Genomic DNA, 15,412 nt, shown 5'->3' with positions numbered 1-15,412 from the left:
AACCGCTTGAAACAATGCGCCGACCCCCTGAAACCTCTGCTTATCCTCGGACCATGTCTGTCCAGAGCCTCCCCGTCCTCGACCTGTCCCGCCTCGATGAGGGGCCGGATGCTGCGGAAGAATTCCGAGCCGATCTGCGCCGCGCGACCCACGAGGTCGGCTTCTTCTATCTGACCGGGACCGGGGTCTCGCCCGAGCTGGAGGAACGCCTCCACCGCGCGGCGCGCACCTTCTTCGAACTCCCCGACGAGGCGAAGCTCGAGATCGAGAACATCAAGAGCCCGCACTTCCGCGGCTACACGCGCATCGGCGGCGAGCGGACGCAGGGGCTCGTGGACTGGCGCGAGCAGATCGACATCGGACCCGAGCGCCCGGCGGTCGAGGACCCCGACGCCCCCCCCTACACCGCCCTCGTCGGACCCAACTTGTGGCCGAGCGCCCAGCCCGAGCTCCGTGAGATCGCCGAGGAGTGGACCGCGATCCTGTCGGCGGTGGGACGGAAGCTGCTCCGCGCCTGGGCAGAGGCCCTCGGCGCACCGGAGACATACTTCGACGACCACTTCGGCGAGGCGCAGACCCTGCTGAAGATCGTCCGCTACCCGGGCTCCAGCGCCCCGGAGCCTCAGCAGGGCGTCGGAGCGCACAAGGATGCCGGCGTCCTCACCCTGCTGTGGGTCGAGCCGGGGAAGGGCGGCCTGCAGGTCGAGAAGGACGGCGACTGGATCGACGCTCCCGCGGTGCCCGGATCGTTCGTCGTCAACATCGGCGAACTCCTCGAGCATGCGACCGGCGGCTACCTCACGGCGACGAACCACCGGGTCGTCTCACCGCGCGCCCCCGAGGATCGCATCTCGGTGCCGTTCTTCTTCAACCCGTCGCTCGACGCGGAGCTCCCCGCGATCGAGCTGCCCGCCGAGCTCGCGGCGCAGGCCCGCGGGATCTCCAACGACCCCCGCAACCCGATCCACGGTCTTCACGGCGAGAACGCCCTGAAGTCGCGGCTGCGGGCGCACCCGGACGTCGCAGAGATCTGGCACCCCCACCTCGTCAGCGCGCGCGTCTGACCGGCAGAGACCGTCCGGGAACGATGAAGGCCGCCCCACACCGTGGGGCGGCCTTCTCAAGAATGTTCTGCGCGATTGAACGCTGGCAGCGATGCCTTATCGACGGAGGCCGAGGCGCTCGATGAGCGAGCGGTAACGGTTGATGTCGACGTCCTGGAGGTAGCCCAGGAGACGGCGGCGCTGACCGACGAGCAGGAACAGCCCACGACGCGAGTGGTGGTCGTGCTTGTGCTCCTTGAGGTGCTCGGTGAGGTCCTTGATGCGCTGCGTCAGCATCGCGACCTGCACCTCGGGGGATCCGGTGTCACCGGGGTGCGTCGCGTACTCTTCGATGATCGCCTTCTTGACGTCTGCTTCCAGTGCCATAGGTGATCCCCTTCCTCTTCGTTGCGCGGCGCCCGACGCCTGATGCGAGGGCTCTCTTTATCCGCGGCCGATCGAACGGCAACCACAGGAGTCTACAGGACGAGGCGCCCCGCAGACGACCGAGGGCCCGGCCGCCGAAGCGACCGGGCCCTCGTGTGCGATGCGTCTCAGCCGACGGCGAGCAGATCGATGATGAAGATCAGCGTCTTGCCGCCGAGGAAGTGGCCACCGGCGGGACCGTAGGCCAGGTGCGGCGGGATGACGAGCTCACGACGTCCACCGACCTTCATGCCCGGGATGCCGTCCTGCCAGCCCTGGATGAGGCCGCGGAGCGGGAACTGGATGCTCTCGCCGCGGTTCCAGGACGAGTCGAACTCCTCGCCGGAGACGTATTCGACGCCGACGTAGTGGACGGTGACGGTGTCACCGGGCTTCGCCTCGGTGCCGTCGCCCTCGATCAGGTCGCGGACGACGAGGTCGGAGGGTGCGGCTCCCTGAGGAGCGTCGATCTCGGGCTTGGTGCGGTCTGCAGTCATGAGTCCATCCAAACCGAGCGGCATCCGGTGGTCAAACGCACTCAGGCCTGGATCGAGCCCTGGAGGTCGAGCTCGATCGTGACGTCCTTGCCGACGAGCACGCCGCCGGTCTCGAGCGCGGCGTTCCAGGTGAGACCGAAGTCCTCGCGGTTGATGACGGTCTTGGCCGTCGCGCCCGCCTTGTAGTTGCCCCACGGGTCGGTGCCGAAGCCGCCGAAGTCGACCTCGAACGTGACGGGCTTCGTGACGTCCTTGATGGTCAGGTTGCCGTCGACGAGGAAGTCGCCGTTCTCGATGCGCACACCGGTCGAGGCGAAAGTGATCTCGGGGTAGGTCTCGACATCGAAGAAGTCGGCGCTGCGGAGGTGACCGTCACGGCCCTCGTCCTTGGTGTCCAGCGACGCCGCGTCGACCTTGGCGTCGAGCTTGGCCTCGAGCGGGTTCTCGGGGGCGATCAGGGTCGCCTCCTTGACGTTGAAGTGGCCGCGAACCTTGGAGATCATCATGTGGCGGACACTGAAGCCCACCTCGCTGTGCGACGCGTCGAGGATCCAGGTACCGGCCTTGTAGCCGGGGATGTCGAGGGTGGCGGTGGAGTCGGTCATGATCGTCCTTCGTGGAGGGGTTCCGGCACACGCCGGCGGTCAAGAGGGCGAAACGTCGCCGCGTCCGATCCTATTCCCGTGAATGAAGATTCGCCGGTGCGCGACCCCTCTTGACACCGCGAGGAGGCGGCGGGATCATTTCTGTACACCAACTCAGCGCCCGGAAGACTCGCAGGCATCGCCGCGGCACCGGGCGCTGAGTCTTTCTCCGGCCGCTGGTTCCCTGCGGGCGTTTCAGCCGACGAGCAGATCCCGCCGTGCCCGGGTAGCGCGTTCGAGGTAGACCCTCTCGTCCGCCGCGGCGCGCGGATCGCGTCCGCCGATCACCCGGTGGCGGGCGGCCGCGAGCGCGGTCGCCTCGACGATGAAACGCCGCATCGCTGCTGACCGGTCGCCGGGCAGGGAGCGCGCCCACGTGACGGCTCGCGAGCGTCCACGTCCGGTCGCGAGCATGTCGACCTCCGCCGGTGAGAACCATCCCGCGACCGCGTAGTCGCCGAGGCACGTGCGAGTGAGCCGCGCCTCTTCGCGCCGAAGCAGCACGACGCCGACGATGAAGAGGATGAACAGAGGCATCTGGAAGGTCGCGTAGAGCACGAAGAAGTCGGCGAACACCGCCGATCCGTTCCAGAGCGCGTGCAGTCCGATGGCTCCCCCGAGACCCACCGCCCACGGTCCGAGCGCCGCCGCGCCCCACACGCCCCGGCGTGCGGCGCGCCCCAGCGCGTACCCCGTGACGGCCGTGAACATCACGTGCGCGAACGGCGAGAGGATGCCGCGGAGGAAGAACGTGTAGGCCGCGCTCTCGGCCCCACCCGTGACGAGGCTGTCGGCGAAATAGAGGATGTTCTCCGTGAACGCGAAGCCCGCACCGACGAGCGCCCCGTAGACGACACCGTCGACAGGGCCGTCGAAGGCACGCCTCGCGGCGACGAAGATGAGCAGGACTCCCGCGCCCTTGGCCACCTCTTCGACGATCGGCGCCTGGAGGACGGCGGAGACGGTGTCGGGAAGGCCCGGCGCGACCAGCGTGATGACGAGGTCGACCCCGAGCGCGATGACGACGGATGCCACTGCTCCCCATGCGAGCGCGAGGACGACGAGGCCGCGGGGTTCCGGCTCCCACCGGTCGATCATCCTGATGGCGACGAGGACGAGGACCAAGGGGATGAGGGCGAGGAGCCCGGAGACGATGGAGGCCGCCGCACCGAGGAACGCCAGGAAGTAAGCCGCCAGGCCGAGCGACGCGACGGCGAGGACGGCAGCGACGATCCAGAGGATCACGCGGCCGCCCGTCGGTGCGGGGACGGGGAGGTCGGTCCGCGGTGGGGCCGGCGGCGGAGCGGCGGGCGTCGCACGCGCCGGTTGTGCGAGGGGCGACGGGAACGACATGCGCTCAGCCTAGGGGCGGCCCCCGATCGTGCCCCGCCGCAGTCGAGGGCGATACCCTGGACCAATGCGCTTCGCCCACGTTGTCCCTGACGGAGTAGACGAGCCGCAGCTGGTCCTGGTCGAAGGGGACCGTGCCACCCTGGTGTCGCAGCTCTTCGACGGAGCACCGTCGCGTCTTCAGCCGCTCATCGAAGGAGGCGACGCCCTCCTCGACCGCGTTCGGGAGAGCGCTGCGACCGCCGAGTGGATGCCGCTCGGCGACCCCGTCTTCGCCTCGGCGGTACTCGACACCCCCATCACCATCGCGATCGGGCTGAACTACTCGGCACACTCGAGCGAACTCGGCCTCAAGGCCGACGCGGCGCCCACGGTCTTCATCCTGTGGCCGGGCTCGCTCTCGGGTCACCGTCAGACGACGACCTGGCCGCGCTCGCTCAGCCAGTCCGTCGACTACGAGGCGGAGCTCGGCGTCATCATCGGGGCGCCTGCCCGCGACGTCGCCCTCGAGGATGCCCTCGACCACGTCTGGGGCTACACCGTGGTCAACGACATCACGGCCCGCGACATCCAGTTCTCCGAGGCGCAGTGGTCGCGCTGCAAGTCGTTCGACGGCTTCACCCCCACGGGGCCGTTCGTCGTCACCGCGGACGAGATCCCCGACCCGCAGGATCTGCACATCTGGGCGATCGTCGACGGGAAGATGGTGCAGGACGCCTCGACCGACCAGATGATCCACCCCGTGGCGAAGCTCGTTGCGTTCCTGTCGCAGTCCGCGACCCTTCTGCCGGGAACCCTGATCTCGACCGGCTCCCCAGGTGGCGCGGGCTATTCGCGCGACCCGCAGATCTTCCTCCGCGACCGTTCCACCGTGACCGTCGGAGTGGACGGGATCGGCGAACTGACGACCTTCTGTCGCATCACCGACTGAGACAACGCGAGACAGCACGAAGCGGCGGTCACCCGAGGGTGGCCGCCGCTTCTTGTCGCGCAGGTCAGTTGTTGAGCTGCGACTGGTCGAGCTGGTCGCAGGGGATGGTCTGGCCGAGGTACTCGACGACACCAGATCCACCAGCGACACAGTTGGTCTGGTACTGCTGGTACAGATCCGCGGTGGAGTTCGCGAAACTCGCGACGACGACCACGATGATGATGATCGCGATGATCATGAGGACGATGCTCACGATGATCGCGGCGATCGCGAGACCATTCTTCGTGCCGGCCTTGCGGCTCTGCACCAGCGCCACGATGCCGAGGATCAGACCGATGAGCTGGGTTCCGGGGATGATCGCGAGGATCAGGGCGACGATCGCCATCGTGCGCCCCGGGACGGGGCCGGCAGCCGGAGCGCCGGCGTTGTACTGCGGTGCGTTGCCGTAGGCCGGCGCCTCATATGCCGGCGGCGCGGGCGGGATGTTCTGCGAGTTCGGCTGGTTGGGGTCGGTCATGTGAAGTCCTTCAGGTCGCTGATGGGCCGGGATACGACCCCGACGCTAGCGTCCGGCGTTCTCTCAGACAACCCGCAATCACGGACCCTCCACGGCACCCGGTTTTGTGATAATCGGAATCGCTCGGGTGACCGCCTGAAGCCCCGACAACCGTGCCGGCGAGAGCTGCTTGTCGACCTCGTCACGCGACATGAGCCCCGCCTCCACGACCAGGTCGCCCACGTTCCGCTTTGTCAAGAGCGCGGTCTTGGCGAGCGCGGCCGCGGCGGTGTAGCCGATGAACGGCGTTAGCGCCGTGATGACGCCCACGGACGACCCGACCATCGTGCCGAGGCGTTCGCGGTTGGCGGTGATGCCGTCGACGCAGTTGACGCGAAGGGTGCGCATGCCGCGCCGCATCCATGTGATCGACTGGAAGATCGAATGCGCGATGACCGGTTCGAACGCGTTGAGCTGCAGCTGTCCGCCCTCGACGGCCATCGTCACCGTGAGGTCCGCACCGGCGACGGCGAACGCGACCTGGTTGACGACCTCGGGGATGACGGGGTTCACCTTGCCGGGCATGATGCTCGACCCCGCCTGTCGAGGCGGCAGGTTGATCTCGCCGAAGCCCGCCTGCGGCCCGCTCGAGAGCAGGCGCAGGTCGTTGCTGATCTTCGACAGCTTGATCGCGTTGCGCTTGAGCGACGACGAGAACGACATGAAGGCGCCCGTGTCACTGGTGGACTCGACGAGGTCTTCGGCCGTCTCGAGGTCGAGCTCGCTGATCTCGCGCAGGTGCCGCAGCACGGCACGTGAGTAATCCGGGTGGGTCGTGATCCCGGTGCCGATGGCCGTCGCACCCATGTTGATCTCGTAGAGGAGGTGCGCGTTCTCGCGGAGACGGTGGTGGTCCTCCCCCAGCGTCGTGGCGAAGCCGTGGAACTCCTGCCCGAGGGTCATGGGGACGGCATCCTGCAACTGGGTGCGTCCCACCTTGAGGACGTCGTGGAACTCGTCGGCCTTCTTCAGGAAGGACTGCCGCAGCAGGTCCAGCTCCTCGAGCAGCGACTGCAGGTCGAGCCCGAGCCCCACCTTGATCGCCGTCGGATAGACGTCGTTGGTGGATTGGCTGCGGTTGGTGTGGTCGATGGGCGAGAGGAACGCGTAATCGCCCTTCTCGCGGCCCGCCATCTCGAGCGCGATGTTGGTGATGACCTCGTTCGCGTTCATGTTGGTCGAGGTTCCGGCGCCGCCCTGGATGACGCCCACGACGAACTGGTCGTGGAACTCGCCGTCGATGACGCGCTGGGCCGCCTGGTCGATGAGATCGGCGCGGGATGCGTCGAGCGCCCCGATCTCCTTGTTGGCGCGCGCGGAGGCCTGCTTGACCATCGCGAGGGCGACGACGAGGTCGCGGTAGACCGAGATCGGTCGCATCGAGATGGGGAAGTTCTCCAGCGCTCTCGCCGTGTGGATGCCCCAGTAGGCGTCGGCGGGGATCTCCATCGATCCCAGGGAGTCGGATTCGGTGCGCGTCGTCGCGTCAGATGCCATGTGCGGTGTCCTCGTGGGTCACAGGGGTGCAGGGATGGATCGAGCCTATCCCCGCACCCCTGGACCTCAGCGGTTCACGCTGGACATGTCGGCATAACGATCCCCGACCGCGGGCGCGACGTCGCCGAGACGGCGGAGCTGGTCATCGCTCAGCGTCAGATCGGCGGCGGCGATGTTCTCCTCGAGTCGCTCGAGCTTGCGCGTACCGGGGATCGGGACGATGTCCTCCCCTTGGGCGAGCAGCCACGCGAGGGCGACCTGTGCGGGTGTCGCCTCGACCTCGGCGGCGACGCCCTCGATCACGTCGACGATGCGCAGGTTGGCGGCGAGCGCCTCGTCCTCGAACCGCGGGTTGCTGCGACGGAAGTCGTCGTCGTCGAGCTGATCGGCCGACCGGATGGCGCCGGTGAGGAAGCCGCGTCCGAGCGGCGAGTACGGGACGAAGCCGATGCCGAGTTCGCGCAGTGCCGGCAGCAGTTCGGCCTCGGGATCGCGGGTCCACAGGGAGTACTCGGTCTGCACCGCTGTCACGGGGTGGACCGCGTGCGCGCGACGGATCGTGGCGACGGATGCCTCCGACAGCCCGTACCCGCGGATCTTGCCCTCCTGCACGAGCTCGGCGAGCGCGCCCACGGTCTCCTCAATGGGGACGGCGGGGTCCATGCGGTGCTGGTAGTACAGGTCGATGCGGTCGGTCTGCAGACGCTGCAGCGATCCCTCGACCGAGCGCCGGACGTTCTCGACGCTGCCGTCGACCCCGGAGCGGCCGTCCGGGTGACGCACGATCCCGAACTTCGTGGCGAGCACGACCTCATCCCGGCGGCCCGACCGGGCGAGCGTCTTCCCGAGGAGCTCCTCGTTCGTGTGAGGTCCGTACATCTCCGCGGTGTCGAGCAGGGTCACACCGCGGTCGAGGGCGCCGAGGATGGTCCGCTCGCCCCCGGCGTCATCCTGGCCGGCACCGGTGTAGAACGCGCTGATGCCCATGAGGCCGAGGCCGATGCGGCCGACCTGCGGTCCGTGGGCTCCGAGAATGGTGGTCTTCATGAGGGGCTGATCTCCTTGTCGTAGATGTCGATCTTGTGGTCGATGGCGGCGAGGCTCAGGGTCACCTCGTCGAGCTGGCGGCGAACGACCTCGCGATGCTCCACCAGCAGTCGTCGCCGCTCGGCGACGGTCGATTCCCCATCGCGCACGAGCTCGGTGTAGCGGCGCATGGTGGCGATCGGCATCCCTGTCCACCGCAGCCGCGCGAGGAAACGGATCCAGGCGAGATCCGCGTCGGAGTAGCGCCGGTGGGATGACGAGGCCCGGTCGACGGGCTGGAGCATCAACCCGGCGCGTTCGTAATAGCGCAGGGTGTGTGCGCTCACGCCGGTGGCTTCCGCGGCCTCGGCGATCGAGGCGCCGGCGGAGCCGGAGAGGAGGGTCATGCCTTCACGGTAGAACTTCGAGCGCGCTCGAAGTCAAGCGGGCGCTCAGGAAGGTTTGCGCGAGAACGCCTCGAGCCGCTCCTGGGGGCTCAGAGCGGCCATCTTCTCGACCCACTCGGCGGAGAAGTAGTCGCCGGTCGGGGCATCGACGACGGGCACGACCGTGTGGGTGATCGTGTCGTCGTACACGTGGACGAGGTGGAAGGACTGCGCGGCATCCATTCCGTTGACCTCCGTCGCGGGACGCTGCAGATTCATCGTGTAGCAGGTCGCCGATGCCACGCTGACGGGGATGCCGGCGAAGGTGCCGTTCGTCGAGTAGTGGAGGTGGCCGGCGAGGATGCCGCGCACGTCGGTTCCCCCGATGATCTCGGCGAAGGCGTCCTGGTCGCGGAGCTCGAGGATGTCGAAGAACGGGATATGGCTCGGCAGCGGCGGGTGATGCAGCGCGAGGAGCGTGCCGAGCGGGGCGGGCTCGGCGAGGACGCCGCGGAGCCACTCGCGCTGCGCCGCATCGATCTCGCCGTGGTGCCATCCGGGCACCGTCGAGTCCAAGACGATGAGCCGCAGCCCGTCGAGGTCGTGCACGGCGGTGATCGGCTCGAGCGATCCGGGTTCGTCGAAGAGTCCCTCTCGCATTGGCGGCCGTTCGTCGTGGTTGCCTGCGACCCAGACGACGGGCGTGCCGAGCCGTTCCGCCACGGGCTCCACGAGCTCGCGCAGCCGTCGATACGCGTCGGGCTCGCCGAGGTCCGTGAGGTCACCCGTCACGACGAGGGCATCGGGGCGGATGCCGGTGCGCTCGATCGCCGCGAGGGCGGCCGCCGCTCCTCCGGTCGAGTCGTACGCGCCGCCGAGCCGACGGTCGCCGGCCAACAGGTGCGTGTCGCTCAGATGGACGATCGAGCGGAGGGCGGGCGCGTGCCGGCCGAAGGAGACGGACTGCATGCCGTCAGCCTATTGACCGCCGCGGACGGCGCGCGATCAGTGGTTGAAGAGGATGAGCAGGAGGCCGCCCAGCACGACGAGGCCGCACACGGCGAAGGACGCGTAGGCGCCGATCAGGGCGACACGCTTCTGCGCGACGCTGAGCGGGTTCTTCCGGGCCGCCTTCTTCGCGGCCTTCGCGGCGCGCTTCTGCTCCTTCGGCGTCATCACCGTCAGCGCGTCCGTGAAGGTCGCCGGGATGACCACCGGAACCCGTCCGGCGCGCACGAGCAGGCGCAGCCCGACGGCGTAGAACGACACGACGACCGACGCCGCGAGGAGCGCGGCGACGAAGACCTGGACGAAGGCGAGCCAGTCGATGGTGAGGTTCATCGGGCGTTCTCCTCATCGGATGCGGCGGCCGCCTGGGCGACGCGCTGCTGGCGGCGGGTGGGCGGCGGTTCCTCGGTGAGGTCCACGGCGGCACCGGAGTCGGCGACCTCGCTCATCGCGTTCGCCGCGGTGATCTCGTTGCGCCGCGAGCGCAGGAAGATCGCGAGGACGATCGCGACGGCGATGACCGCGCCGATGATGACGCCGATGAGTTCGCCGACGCCCTGGCCGAACAGGTTCTCGAACCCGACGATGAGGAACGCGGCGAGCGCCCCGACGATGCCGGCCGCGGGGAGGGTCAGCACCCAGCCCACGGTGATGCGCCCGACCGTCCCCCAGCGGACGATCGCGCCGCGGCGTCCGAGACCCGAGCCGATGACGGAGCCCGAGGCGACCTGGGTCGTGGACAGTGCGAAGCCCAAGGCGCTCGAGGCGAGGATCGTCGAGGCGGTGGATGCCTCCGCCGAGAAGCCCTGCGCCGGCTTCACGTCGGTGAGGCCCTTGCCGAGGGTGCGGATGATGCGCCAGCCGCCCATGTAGGTGCCGAGGGCGATCGTGAGCGCGCAGGCGAAGATGACCCAGAGCTGCGGGTCCGACTGGGTCTGCCAGCCGACCGTGATGAGGGCGAGGGTGATGACACCCATCGTCTTCTGCGCGTCGTTCGTGCCGTGGGCCAGCGCGACCAGCGAGGACGTGAAGATCTGCCCCCAGCGGAAGCCGTCGCGTCCGTCGGGCTTGTTGTCGTAGCGGCGGGTCACGACGTAGGCGATCTTGGTCGCCACGAACGCGATGATCCCCGCGGTGAGGGGTGCGATGAGAGCCGGCAGGACGACCTTCGAGAGCACGACCCCCGTGTCGATCGCACTGATCGAGGCACCGACGATCGTCGCTCCGATGAGGCCGCCGAACAGGGCGTGCGACGAGCTGGAGGGGAGACCCAGGAGCCACGTCAGCATGTTCCAGGTGATGGCGCCGATGAGGCCGGCGAAGATGATGGCCGGGAAGATCGACTGCGAGAGCTGATCTTCGCGGATCATGCCGCCCGAGATCGTCTTGGCGACCTCGGTGGACAAGAAGGCGCCCACGAGGTTCAGACAAGCCGCGAGGAGGACGGCGACCTTGGGCTTCAGGGCACCCGTCGCGATGGGCGTGGCCATCGCGTTCGCGGTGTCGTGGAAGCCGTTGGTGAAGTCGAAGAACAGTGCCAGTGCGATGACCAGGACGACGATGAGTGCTGCGGTTTCCACAGTTCGCTTTCCGTCGGGAATCGGGGGAACGGGGTGCCGCGGCGATCGGCGTTGCGAACGAAAAGTTCACCCAGACGTCATCAGCAGTTCAGTCGGGCCTGGAAAATCCTCGCACAGGTTCCGCCACGGCATAACCCGCGCGCGCCCGCGAGGGTCGGTTAGCGTGGTCGGGTGACTTCCGAAGCCGTGACGCCGCCCGTCGCCGACCGCCGCCCCCTCACCCGGACCCACCACGGCGACGCCGTCTCAGATCCCTACGAATGGCTGCGCGCAAAGGACGACGAGGACGTCATCGGCCACCTCGAGGCCGAGAACGCCTACACCGACGAACGAACCGCTCACCTCGAGGAACTCCGGGGTCGCCTCTTCGACGAGATCAAGGGACGCACCCTCGAGACGGATCTCTCGGTCCCCTCGCGGCGCGGCCACTGGTGGTACTACGGCCGGACGGTCGAGGGCAAGCAGTACGGGATCAACTGCCGAGCGCCGATCAGCGACCCGGACGACTGGACCCCGCCCGTCCTCTCCCCCGAGACCGAGGTCCCCGGCGAGCAGGTCCTCCTCGACGGCAACGTCGAAGCGGACGGGCACGACTTCTTCTCCCTCGGCAGCCTCGACGTCTCCAACGACGGCACGCGCCTGCTCTACGGCGTCGACGTCGCGGGCGACGAGCGCTACACCCTCCGCATCCGCGACCTCGCGACCGGCGACGACCTCCCGGACGTCGTGGAGAACACCTCCTCCGGCGCCGTGTTCTCCCCCGACGGTCGTCACGTCGTCTACACGACGGTCGACGACGCGTGGCGTCCCGACACGGTCTGGCTGCACGAAGTGGGGACGGATGCCGCATCCGATCAGGCGATCTTCACCGAGCCCGATGAGCGCTACTGGGTCGGAGCGGGCTTCACGAGAAGCGACCGCTACCTGGTGATCGGGGTCGGCTCGTCGATCACGTCCGAGGAGTTCCTGGTTCCCGCCGACGACCTCACCTCCGAGCCGCGCTCGGTGTGGCCGCGGCGCGAGGGCGTCGAGTACTCGCTGACCCACGCGGTCGTCGACGGCGAGGACGTCCTCTACATCCTCCACAACGACGGCGCGCTCGACTTCGAACTCGTCCGCGTCGCGGCATCCGACCCCACCGGCGACCGTCACGTCGTCCTGCCCCACCTGCCGGGCCGGCGCCTGCTCGACGCCTCGGCCTACCGGGACTGGGCGGTCGTTGAGTACCGGCGTGAGGGCCTGGCGCGGGTCGGCATCCTGGATTACGCCACCGACGAGGTGCGTGAGATCGGCTTCGACGAGCCGCTGTACGCGGTCGGCGCGAGCGGGTCGTCGGAGTGGGCACCGCCGGTCATCCGACTGGGCTACGCCTCGTTCACCACCCCCGGCACGGTCTACGACCTCGAGGTCGCCACGGGCGAGCTGCTGCTGCGCAAGAGCCAGCCCGTGCTGGGCGGCTACGACCCCGCGGATTACGGCCAGGAACGCGTCTGGGCCGTCGCCGACGACGGCACCCGCATCCCCGTGTCCCTCGTCTGGAAGCGCTCGTTCGGAGAGCCCGGCGGCTCACCCCGACCGCTGCACCTGTACGGCTACGGGTCGTACGAGCACTCCATCGAGCCCGGATTCTCGGTGGCGCGCCTGTCGATGCTCGACCGCGGTGTGATCTTCGCGATCGCCCACGTCCGCGGCGGCGGGGAGATGGGCCGGCAGTGGTACGAGGAGGGCAAGCTCCTCCACAAGCGCAACACCTTCACCGACTTCGTCGCCGTCGGGCGCCATCTCGTCGCAGAGGGCTACACGTCGCCCGACCGGCTGGTCGCCGAGGGCGGCTCCGCCGGCGGACTCCTCATGGGCGCCGTCGCGAACCTGGCCCCGGACCTCTTCGCGGGCATCCTTGCCGGGGTGCCCTTCGTCGACGCCCTCACGACGATCCTCGACCCGTCCCTCCCCCTCACCGTCATCGAATGGGACGAGTGGGGCGACCCGCTGCACAACGCGGACGTGTACGCCTACATGAAGTCGTACACGCCGTACGAGAACGTGCAGGAGGGGGTCCGCTATCCCCGCATCCTCGCGGTGACATCCCTCAACGACACCCGTGTTCTGTACGTCGAACCGGCGAAGTGGGTGGCGCGTCTGCGCGAGGTCGGTGCGGACGCGCTCCTCAAGTGCGAGATGGTCGCCGGACACGGCGGAGTGAGCGGTCGGTACAACTCGTGGCGCGAGCGCGCCTTCGAGCTCGCCTGGCTCCTGGACGTGATGGGACTCGCGGAGAACGACTGATCGTCGCGATTCCGGCGGCCCGCTGGGTACGATGCCGCCATGCCCACTGATCCTCATTACCGCGCGTCGGTGAGAATCGATCTCGACCTCGTCTGCGCTCATCCCGACGACCTGGTGAACGGTCCGGACGACGCATCCCGGATGTCGGCGTCGGCCCTGACGGCCGAGGACGCGCTGCTGTCGATGATCGGGGTCTCCATCGCACCGGGCGCCGACGACCTCGTCCGGATCGAATCGTCGAACGTCGCGATCGTCGACTCGCAGTGGCAGGGGACGTCGGGCAGCGTGCCGGCCGGGTCCTCCGACACGGCGAAGGTCGCCCGGGCCGGCGCACGACTGGCGGGCATCGACTGGGCCCTGAACGAGCTCTTCGGCGGCGCGACCGGCGACGCCTCGGCATCCGAGCTGCGTCAGCGCACCATCATCAAGGGTCTCGTCTGGAACGCGTCCGTCATGGTGGTGGACTGCCTGTTCGACGACGTGATGCAGTTGGCGGATGCCGCGGACGACCGCTCCGCGTGGCGCGAGACCCACGTGATCTCGCAGCTGCCGCCCCAGTACGCGACCCACTACGACCGGATGTTCGCTCAGAAGTTCCTCGCCGCGACGATCGAGGTGACGTCCCGCTTGAGCGCCTCGCCCGTCTACCCGCCGACCGTCGCCCACGAACTCGCGCTCAAGCTCGTGCTCGACGAAGCACAGCGCAACGCCGACCGCCTCGGCAGCGACCTGCCCTCGGGCTGGCGTGAGCACCTCGACACGGTCCTCTTCCAGGACCTCGACGTGGAATCGCTCTTCGCCGACCAGGACGAGACCACGAAGCGGGATGCCGCGGCCGCCACGCCTCCCCTGGATTTCGCGAGCTGGTTCATCCCCTACGCGCACGCCCCCGCTCCGGCTCCCTACGCCAGCGACGACCTCAAAGAGCCCGCCGGCCGCTAGCACGACGGACCGCGTCGAGGCAATTGTCAGTTTCCGCGTCCGGCATCCCATAAAATCGGAATCCCCAGGGGGAGTACTCCGCTACGGTCGGTTCGTCATTACGGATGTGAAGGCGCATCCCGGACCACCGGTCTCGAATGTTCGGGATGGAGAAGACTCTGGCGTCATTCGTTCACGCCATCGAGGAGACTCCTGTGGAAATCACCCCCCTTGTCTGGGGCATCACGATCGCTGTCACGATCGCATTCTTCGTCTATGAATTCTTCGCGCACGTGCGCAAGCCGCACGAGCCGTCGGTCGGTGAGTCCGCCCGCTGGTCGGCCTTCTACATCGGGCTCGCTCTGTTGTTCGGCGTCGTCATCGGTTTCGTGCCCGGCTGGGGATGGGTGTACTCCGGCGAGTACTTCGCCGGGTACCTGACGGAGAAGGCGCTGTCGATCGACAACCTCTTCGTCTTCCTCATCGTGATGGCCGGGTTCGCCGTGCCGAAGATCTATCAGCAGAAGGTGCTGATGATCGGCATCGTGATCGCCCTGATCATGCGCGGTGGATTCATCGCGGTGGGCGCCGCCCTCATCGAGAACTTCTCGTGGATCTTCTACATCTTCGGGGCGTTGCTGCTGTTCCTGGCCTACCGTCAGGCGTTCGCCCACGGCGACTCCGACCCGGCCAACGGCAAGTTCATGCAGTTCGTCCGCCGCATCCTGCCCGTCAGCGACGAGTACAACGGCGACAAGCTCACGGTGAAGAAGGGCGGCAAGCGCTTCGTCACCCCGATGCTGCTCGTCATCGTCGCCATCGGATTCGTCGACCTGATCTTCGCGGTCGACTCGATCCCCGCCATCTACGGCCTCACGAACGAGGCGTACATCGTCTTCACCGCCAACGCCTTCGCCCTCATGGGTCTGCGTCAGCTCTACTTCCTCATCGGCGGTCTGCTGGAGCGTCTCGTTTACCTGGCTCAGGGCCTGGCGGTCATCCTCGCCTTCATCGGCGTCAAGCTGCTCTTCCACGCTCTGCACGTCAACGAGCTTCCCTTCATCAACGGCGGCGAGCCGCTGCTGTGGGTCCCCGAGATCCCGATCTGGCTCTCGCTGCTGTTCATTGCGGCCACGATCGTCGTGGCGACCGTCGCGAGCCTCGCCAAGACGCGTCGCGACGACGCGAAGGCTCTCGCGAACGGAACGCCCACGTCGACCCCGGAGCAGAAGAAGGAGCACAGCTGACCGATGGACAGCGA

16 protein-coding genes are annotated in these 15,412 nt (G+C 68.1%); 5 read left to right on the top strand and 11 right to left on the bottom strand.

The features are described 5' to 3' along the window. Positions 1–53 precede the first annotated feature (53 nt). Positions 54–1,064: an isopenicillin N synthase family dioxygenase gene (locus MRBLMI1x_RS07255; RefSeq protein ID WP_363457632.1), complete on the top strand. Its 1,011-nt coding sequence runs from the start codon at positions 54–56 to the stop codon at positions 1,062–1,064. Positions 1,065–1,160: 96 nt separating this feature from the next. On the opposite strand, the gene rpsO is transcribed toward MRBLMI1x_RS07255, so the two are convergent. The 4 genes from rpsO to MRBLMI1x_RS07235 form a co-directional block, all read right to left on the bottom strand. Further along, positions 1,161–1,430 carry a 30S ribosomal protein S15 gene (gene rpsO / locus MRBLMI1x_RS07250; protein ID WP_018187174.1) on the bottom strand — a complete coding sequence of 90 codons (270 nt, stop codon included), beginning with the start codon at positions 1,428–1,430 and terminating at the stop codon, positions 1,161–1,163. A gap of 167 nt (positions 1,431–1,597) precedes the next feature. Then, a complete protein-coding gene (locus tag MRBLMI1x_RS07245) occupies positions 1,598–1,966 on the bottom strand; it encodes an FKBP-type peptidyl-prolyl cis-trans isomerase (protein WP_018187173.1) in 369 nt (122 codons plus the stop codon). 41 nt (positions 1,967–2,007) lie between these two features. Then, a complete protein-coding gene (locus tag MRBLMI1x_RS07240) occupies positions 2,008–2,571 on the bottom strand; it encodes a YceI family protein (RefSeq protein WP_018187172.1) in 564 nt (187 codons plus the stop codon). A 234-nt stretch (positions 2,572–2,805) separates the two neighbouring features. After that, on the bottom strand, positions 2,806–3,963 hold the full coding sequence (locus tag MRBLMI1x_RS07235; RefSeq protein ID WP_363457627.1) for a PrsW family intramembrane metalloprotease: 1,158 nt from the start codon (positions 3,961–3,963) through the stop codon (positions 2,806–2,808). A gap of 64 nt (positions 3,964–4,027) precedes the next feature. Here MRBLMI1x_RS07235 and MRBLMI1x_RS07230 point away from each other — a divergent pair, with 64 nt between their 5' ends. After that, the gene (locus MRBLMI1x_RS07230; RefSeq protein ID WP_363457624.1) at positions 4,028–4,891 is read left to right on the top strand and encodes a fumarylacetoacetate hydrolase family protein; all 864 of its coding nucleotides are present in this window, start codon (positions 4,028–4,030) and stop codon (positions 4,889–4,891) included. A gap of 64 nt (positions 4,892–4,955) precedes the next feature. On the opposite strand, the gene MRBLMI1x_RS07225 is transcribed toward MRBLMI1x_RS07230, so the two are convergent. The 7 genes from MRBLMI1x_RS07225 to MRBLMI1x_RS07195 form a co-directional block, all read right to left on the bottom strand. After that, positions 4,956–5,408: a DUF4190 domain-containing protein gene (locus tag MRBLMI1x_RS07225; RefSeq protein WP_018187169.1), complete on the bottom strand. Its 453-nt coding sequence runs from the start codon at positions 5,406–5,408 to the stop codon at positions 4,956–4,958. A 78-nt stretch (positions 5,409–5,486) separates the two neighbouring features. After that, positions 5,487–6,944 carry an aspartate ammonia-lyase gene (locus MRBLMI1x_RS07220; RefSeq protein WP_018187168.1) on the bottom strand — a complete coding sequence of 486 codons (1,458 nt, stop codon included), beginning with the start codon at positions 6,942–6,944 and terminating at the stop codon, positions 5,487–5,489. A gap of 66 nt (positions 6,945–7,010) precedes the next feature. Continuing rightward, entirely contained in the window at positions 7,011–7,991 is a 981-nt protein-coding gene (locus MRBLMI1x_RS07215) for an aldo/keto reductase (protein WP_363457620.1), read from the bottom strand. Further along, positions 7,988–8,377, bottom strand: a complete 390-nt coding sequence (locus tag MRBLMI1x_RS07210; protein WP_116228388.1) for a MerR family transcriptional regulator — start codon at positions 8,375–8,377, stop codon at positions 7,988–7,990. The genes MRBLMI1x_RS07215 and MRBLMI1x_RS07210 overlap by 4 nt, the downstream gene beginning before the upstream one ends. 45 nt (positions 8,378–8,422) lie before the next feature. Next, entirely contained in the window at positions 8,423–9,325 is a 903-nt protein-coding gene (locus tag MRBLMI1x_RS07205; protein ID WP_363457616.1) for a phosphodiesterase, read from the bottom strand. A 36-nt stretch (positions 9,326–9,361) separates the two neighbouring features. Continuing rightward, the gene (locus MRBLMI1x_RS07200) at positions 9,362–9,697 is read right to left on the bottom strand and encodes a peptidase (RefSeq protein ID WP_363457613.1); all 336 of its coding nucleotides are present in this window, start codon (positions 9,695–9,697) and stop codon (positions 9,362–9,364) included. Next, complete coding sequence (locus tag MRBLMI1x_RS07195; RefSeq protein WP_018187163.1) at positions 9,694–10,944, bottom strand: inorganic phosphate transporter; 1,251 nt, start codon at positions 10,942–10,944, stop codon at positions 9,694–9,696. The genes MRBLMI1x_RS07200 and MRBLMI1x_RS07195 overlap by 4 nt, the downstream gene beginning before the upstream one ends. Before the next feature lie 186 nt (positions 10,945–11,130). On the opposite strand from MRBLMI1x_RS07195, the gene MRBLMI1x_RS07190 reads away from it, so the two are divergent. From MRBLMI1x_RS07190 to MRBLMI1x_RS07180, 3 genes are all read left to right on the top strand, one after another. Beyond that, complete coding sequence (locus tag MRBLMI1x_RS07190) at positions 11,131–13,230, top strand: S9 family peptidase (RefSeq protein ID WP_414685569.1); 2,100 nt, start codon at positions 11,131–11,133, stop codon at positions 13,228–13,230. A gap of 39 nt (positions 13,231–13,269) precedes the next feature. Next, the gene (locus MRBLMI1x_RS07185; protein WP_363457607.1) at positions 13,270–14,172 is read left to right on the top strand and encodes a hypothetical protein; all 903 of its coding nucleotides are present in this window, start codon (positions 13,270–13,272) and stop codon (positions 14,170–14,172) included. Positions 14,173–14,366: 194 nt separating this feature from the next. Further along, on the top strand, positions 14,367–15,398 hold the full coding sequence (locus tag MRBLMI1x_RS07180; RefSeq protein ID WP_181900418.1) for a TerC family protein: 1,032 nt from the start codon (positions 14,367–14,369) through the stop codon (positions 15,396–15,398). Positions 15,399–15,412 lie beyond the last annotated feature (14 nt).

It is taken from the genome of Microbacterium sp. LMI1x-1-1.1 (genome assembly GCF_040676205.1).
GTDB lineage: Bacteria > Actinomycetota > Actinomycetes > Actinomycetales > Microbacteriaceae > Microbacterium > Microbacterium aquilitoris.
Note: the sequence above shows the minus strand (reverse complement) of the source record. Positions and strands in the feature narration are given on the sequence as shown.

Bases quoted from the DNA above. Each gene is read 5' to 3' on its own strand.
- MRBLMI1x_RS07255 (WP_363457632.1), top strand. From the start codon at position 54: ATGTCTGTCCAGAGCCTCCCCGTCCTCGACCTGTCCCGCCTCGATGAG.
- rpsO (WP_018187174.1), bottom strand. From the start codon at position 1,430: ATGGCACTGGAAGCAGACGTCAAGAAGGCGATCATCGAAGAGTACGCG.
- MRBLMI1x_RS07245 (WP_018187173.1), bottom strand. From the start codon at position 1,966: ATGACTGCAGACCGCACCAAGCCCGAGATCGACGCTCCTCAGGGAGCC.
- MRBLMI1x_RS07240 (WP_018187172.1), bottom strand. From the start codon at position 2,571: ATGACCGACTCCACCGCCACCCTCGACATCCCCGGCTACAAGGCCGGT.
- MRBLMI1x_RS07235 (WP_363457627.1), bottom strand. From the start codon at position 3,963: ATGTCGTTCCCGTCGCCCCTCGCACAACCGGCGCGTGCGACGCCCGCC.
- MRBLMI1x_RS07230 (WP_363457624.1), top strand. From the start codon at position 4,028: ATGCGCTTCGCCCACGTTGTCCCTGACGGAGTAGACGAGCCGCAGCTG.
- MRBLMI1x_RS07225 (WP_018187169.1), bottom strand. From the start codon at position 5,408: ATGACCGACCCCAACCAGCCGAACTCGCAGAACATCCCGCCCGCGCCG.
- MRBLMI1x_RS07220 (WP_018187168.1), bottom strand. From the start codon at position 6,944: ATGGCATCTGACGCGACGACGCGCACCGAATCCGACTCCCTGGGATCG.
- MRBLMI1x_RS07215 (WP_363457620.1), bottom strand. From the start codon at position 7,991: ATGAAGACCACCATTCTCGGAGCCCACGGACCGCAGGTCGGCCGCATC.
- MRBLMI1x_RS07210 (WP_116228388.1), bottom strand. From the start codon at position 8,377: ATGACCCTCCTCTCCGGCTCCGCCGGCGCCTCGATCGCCGAGGCCGCG.
- MRBLMI1x_RS07205 (WP_363457616.1), bottom strand. From the start codon at position 9,325: ATGCAGTCCGTCTCCTTCGGCCGGCACGCGCCCGCCCTCCGCTCGATC.
- MRBLMI1x_RS07200 (WP_363457613.1), bottom strand. From the start codon at position 9,697: ATGAACCTCACCATCGACTGGCTCGCCTTCGTCCAGGTCTTCGTCGCC.
- MRBLMI1x_RS07185 (WP_363457607.1), top strand. From the start codon at position 13,270: ATGCCCACTGATCCTCATTACCGCGCGTCGGTGAGAATCGATCTCGAC.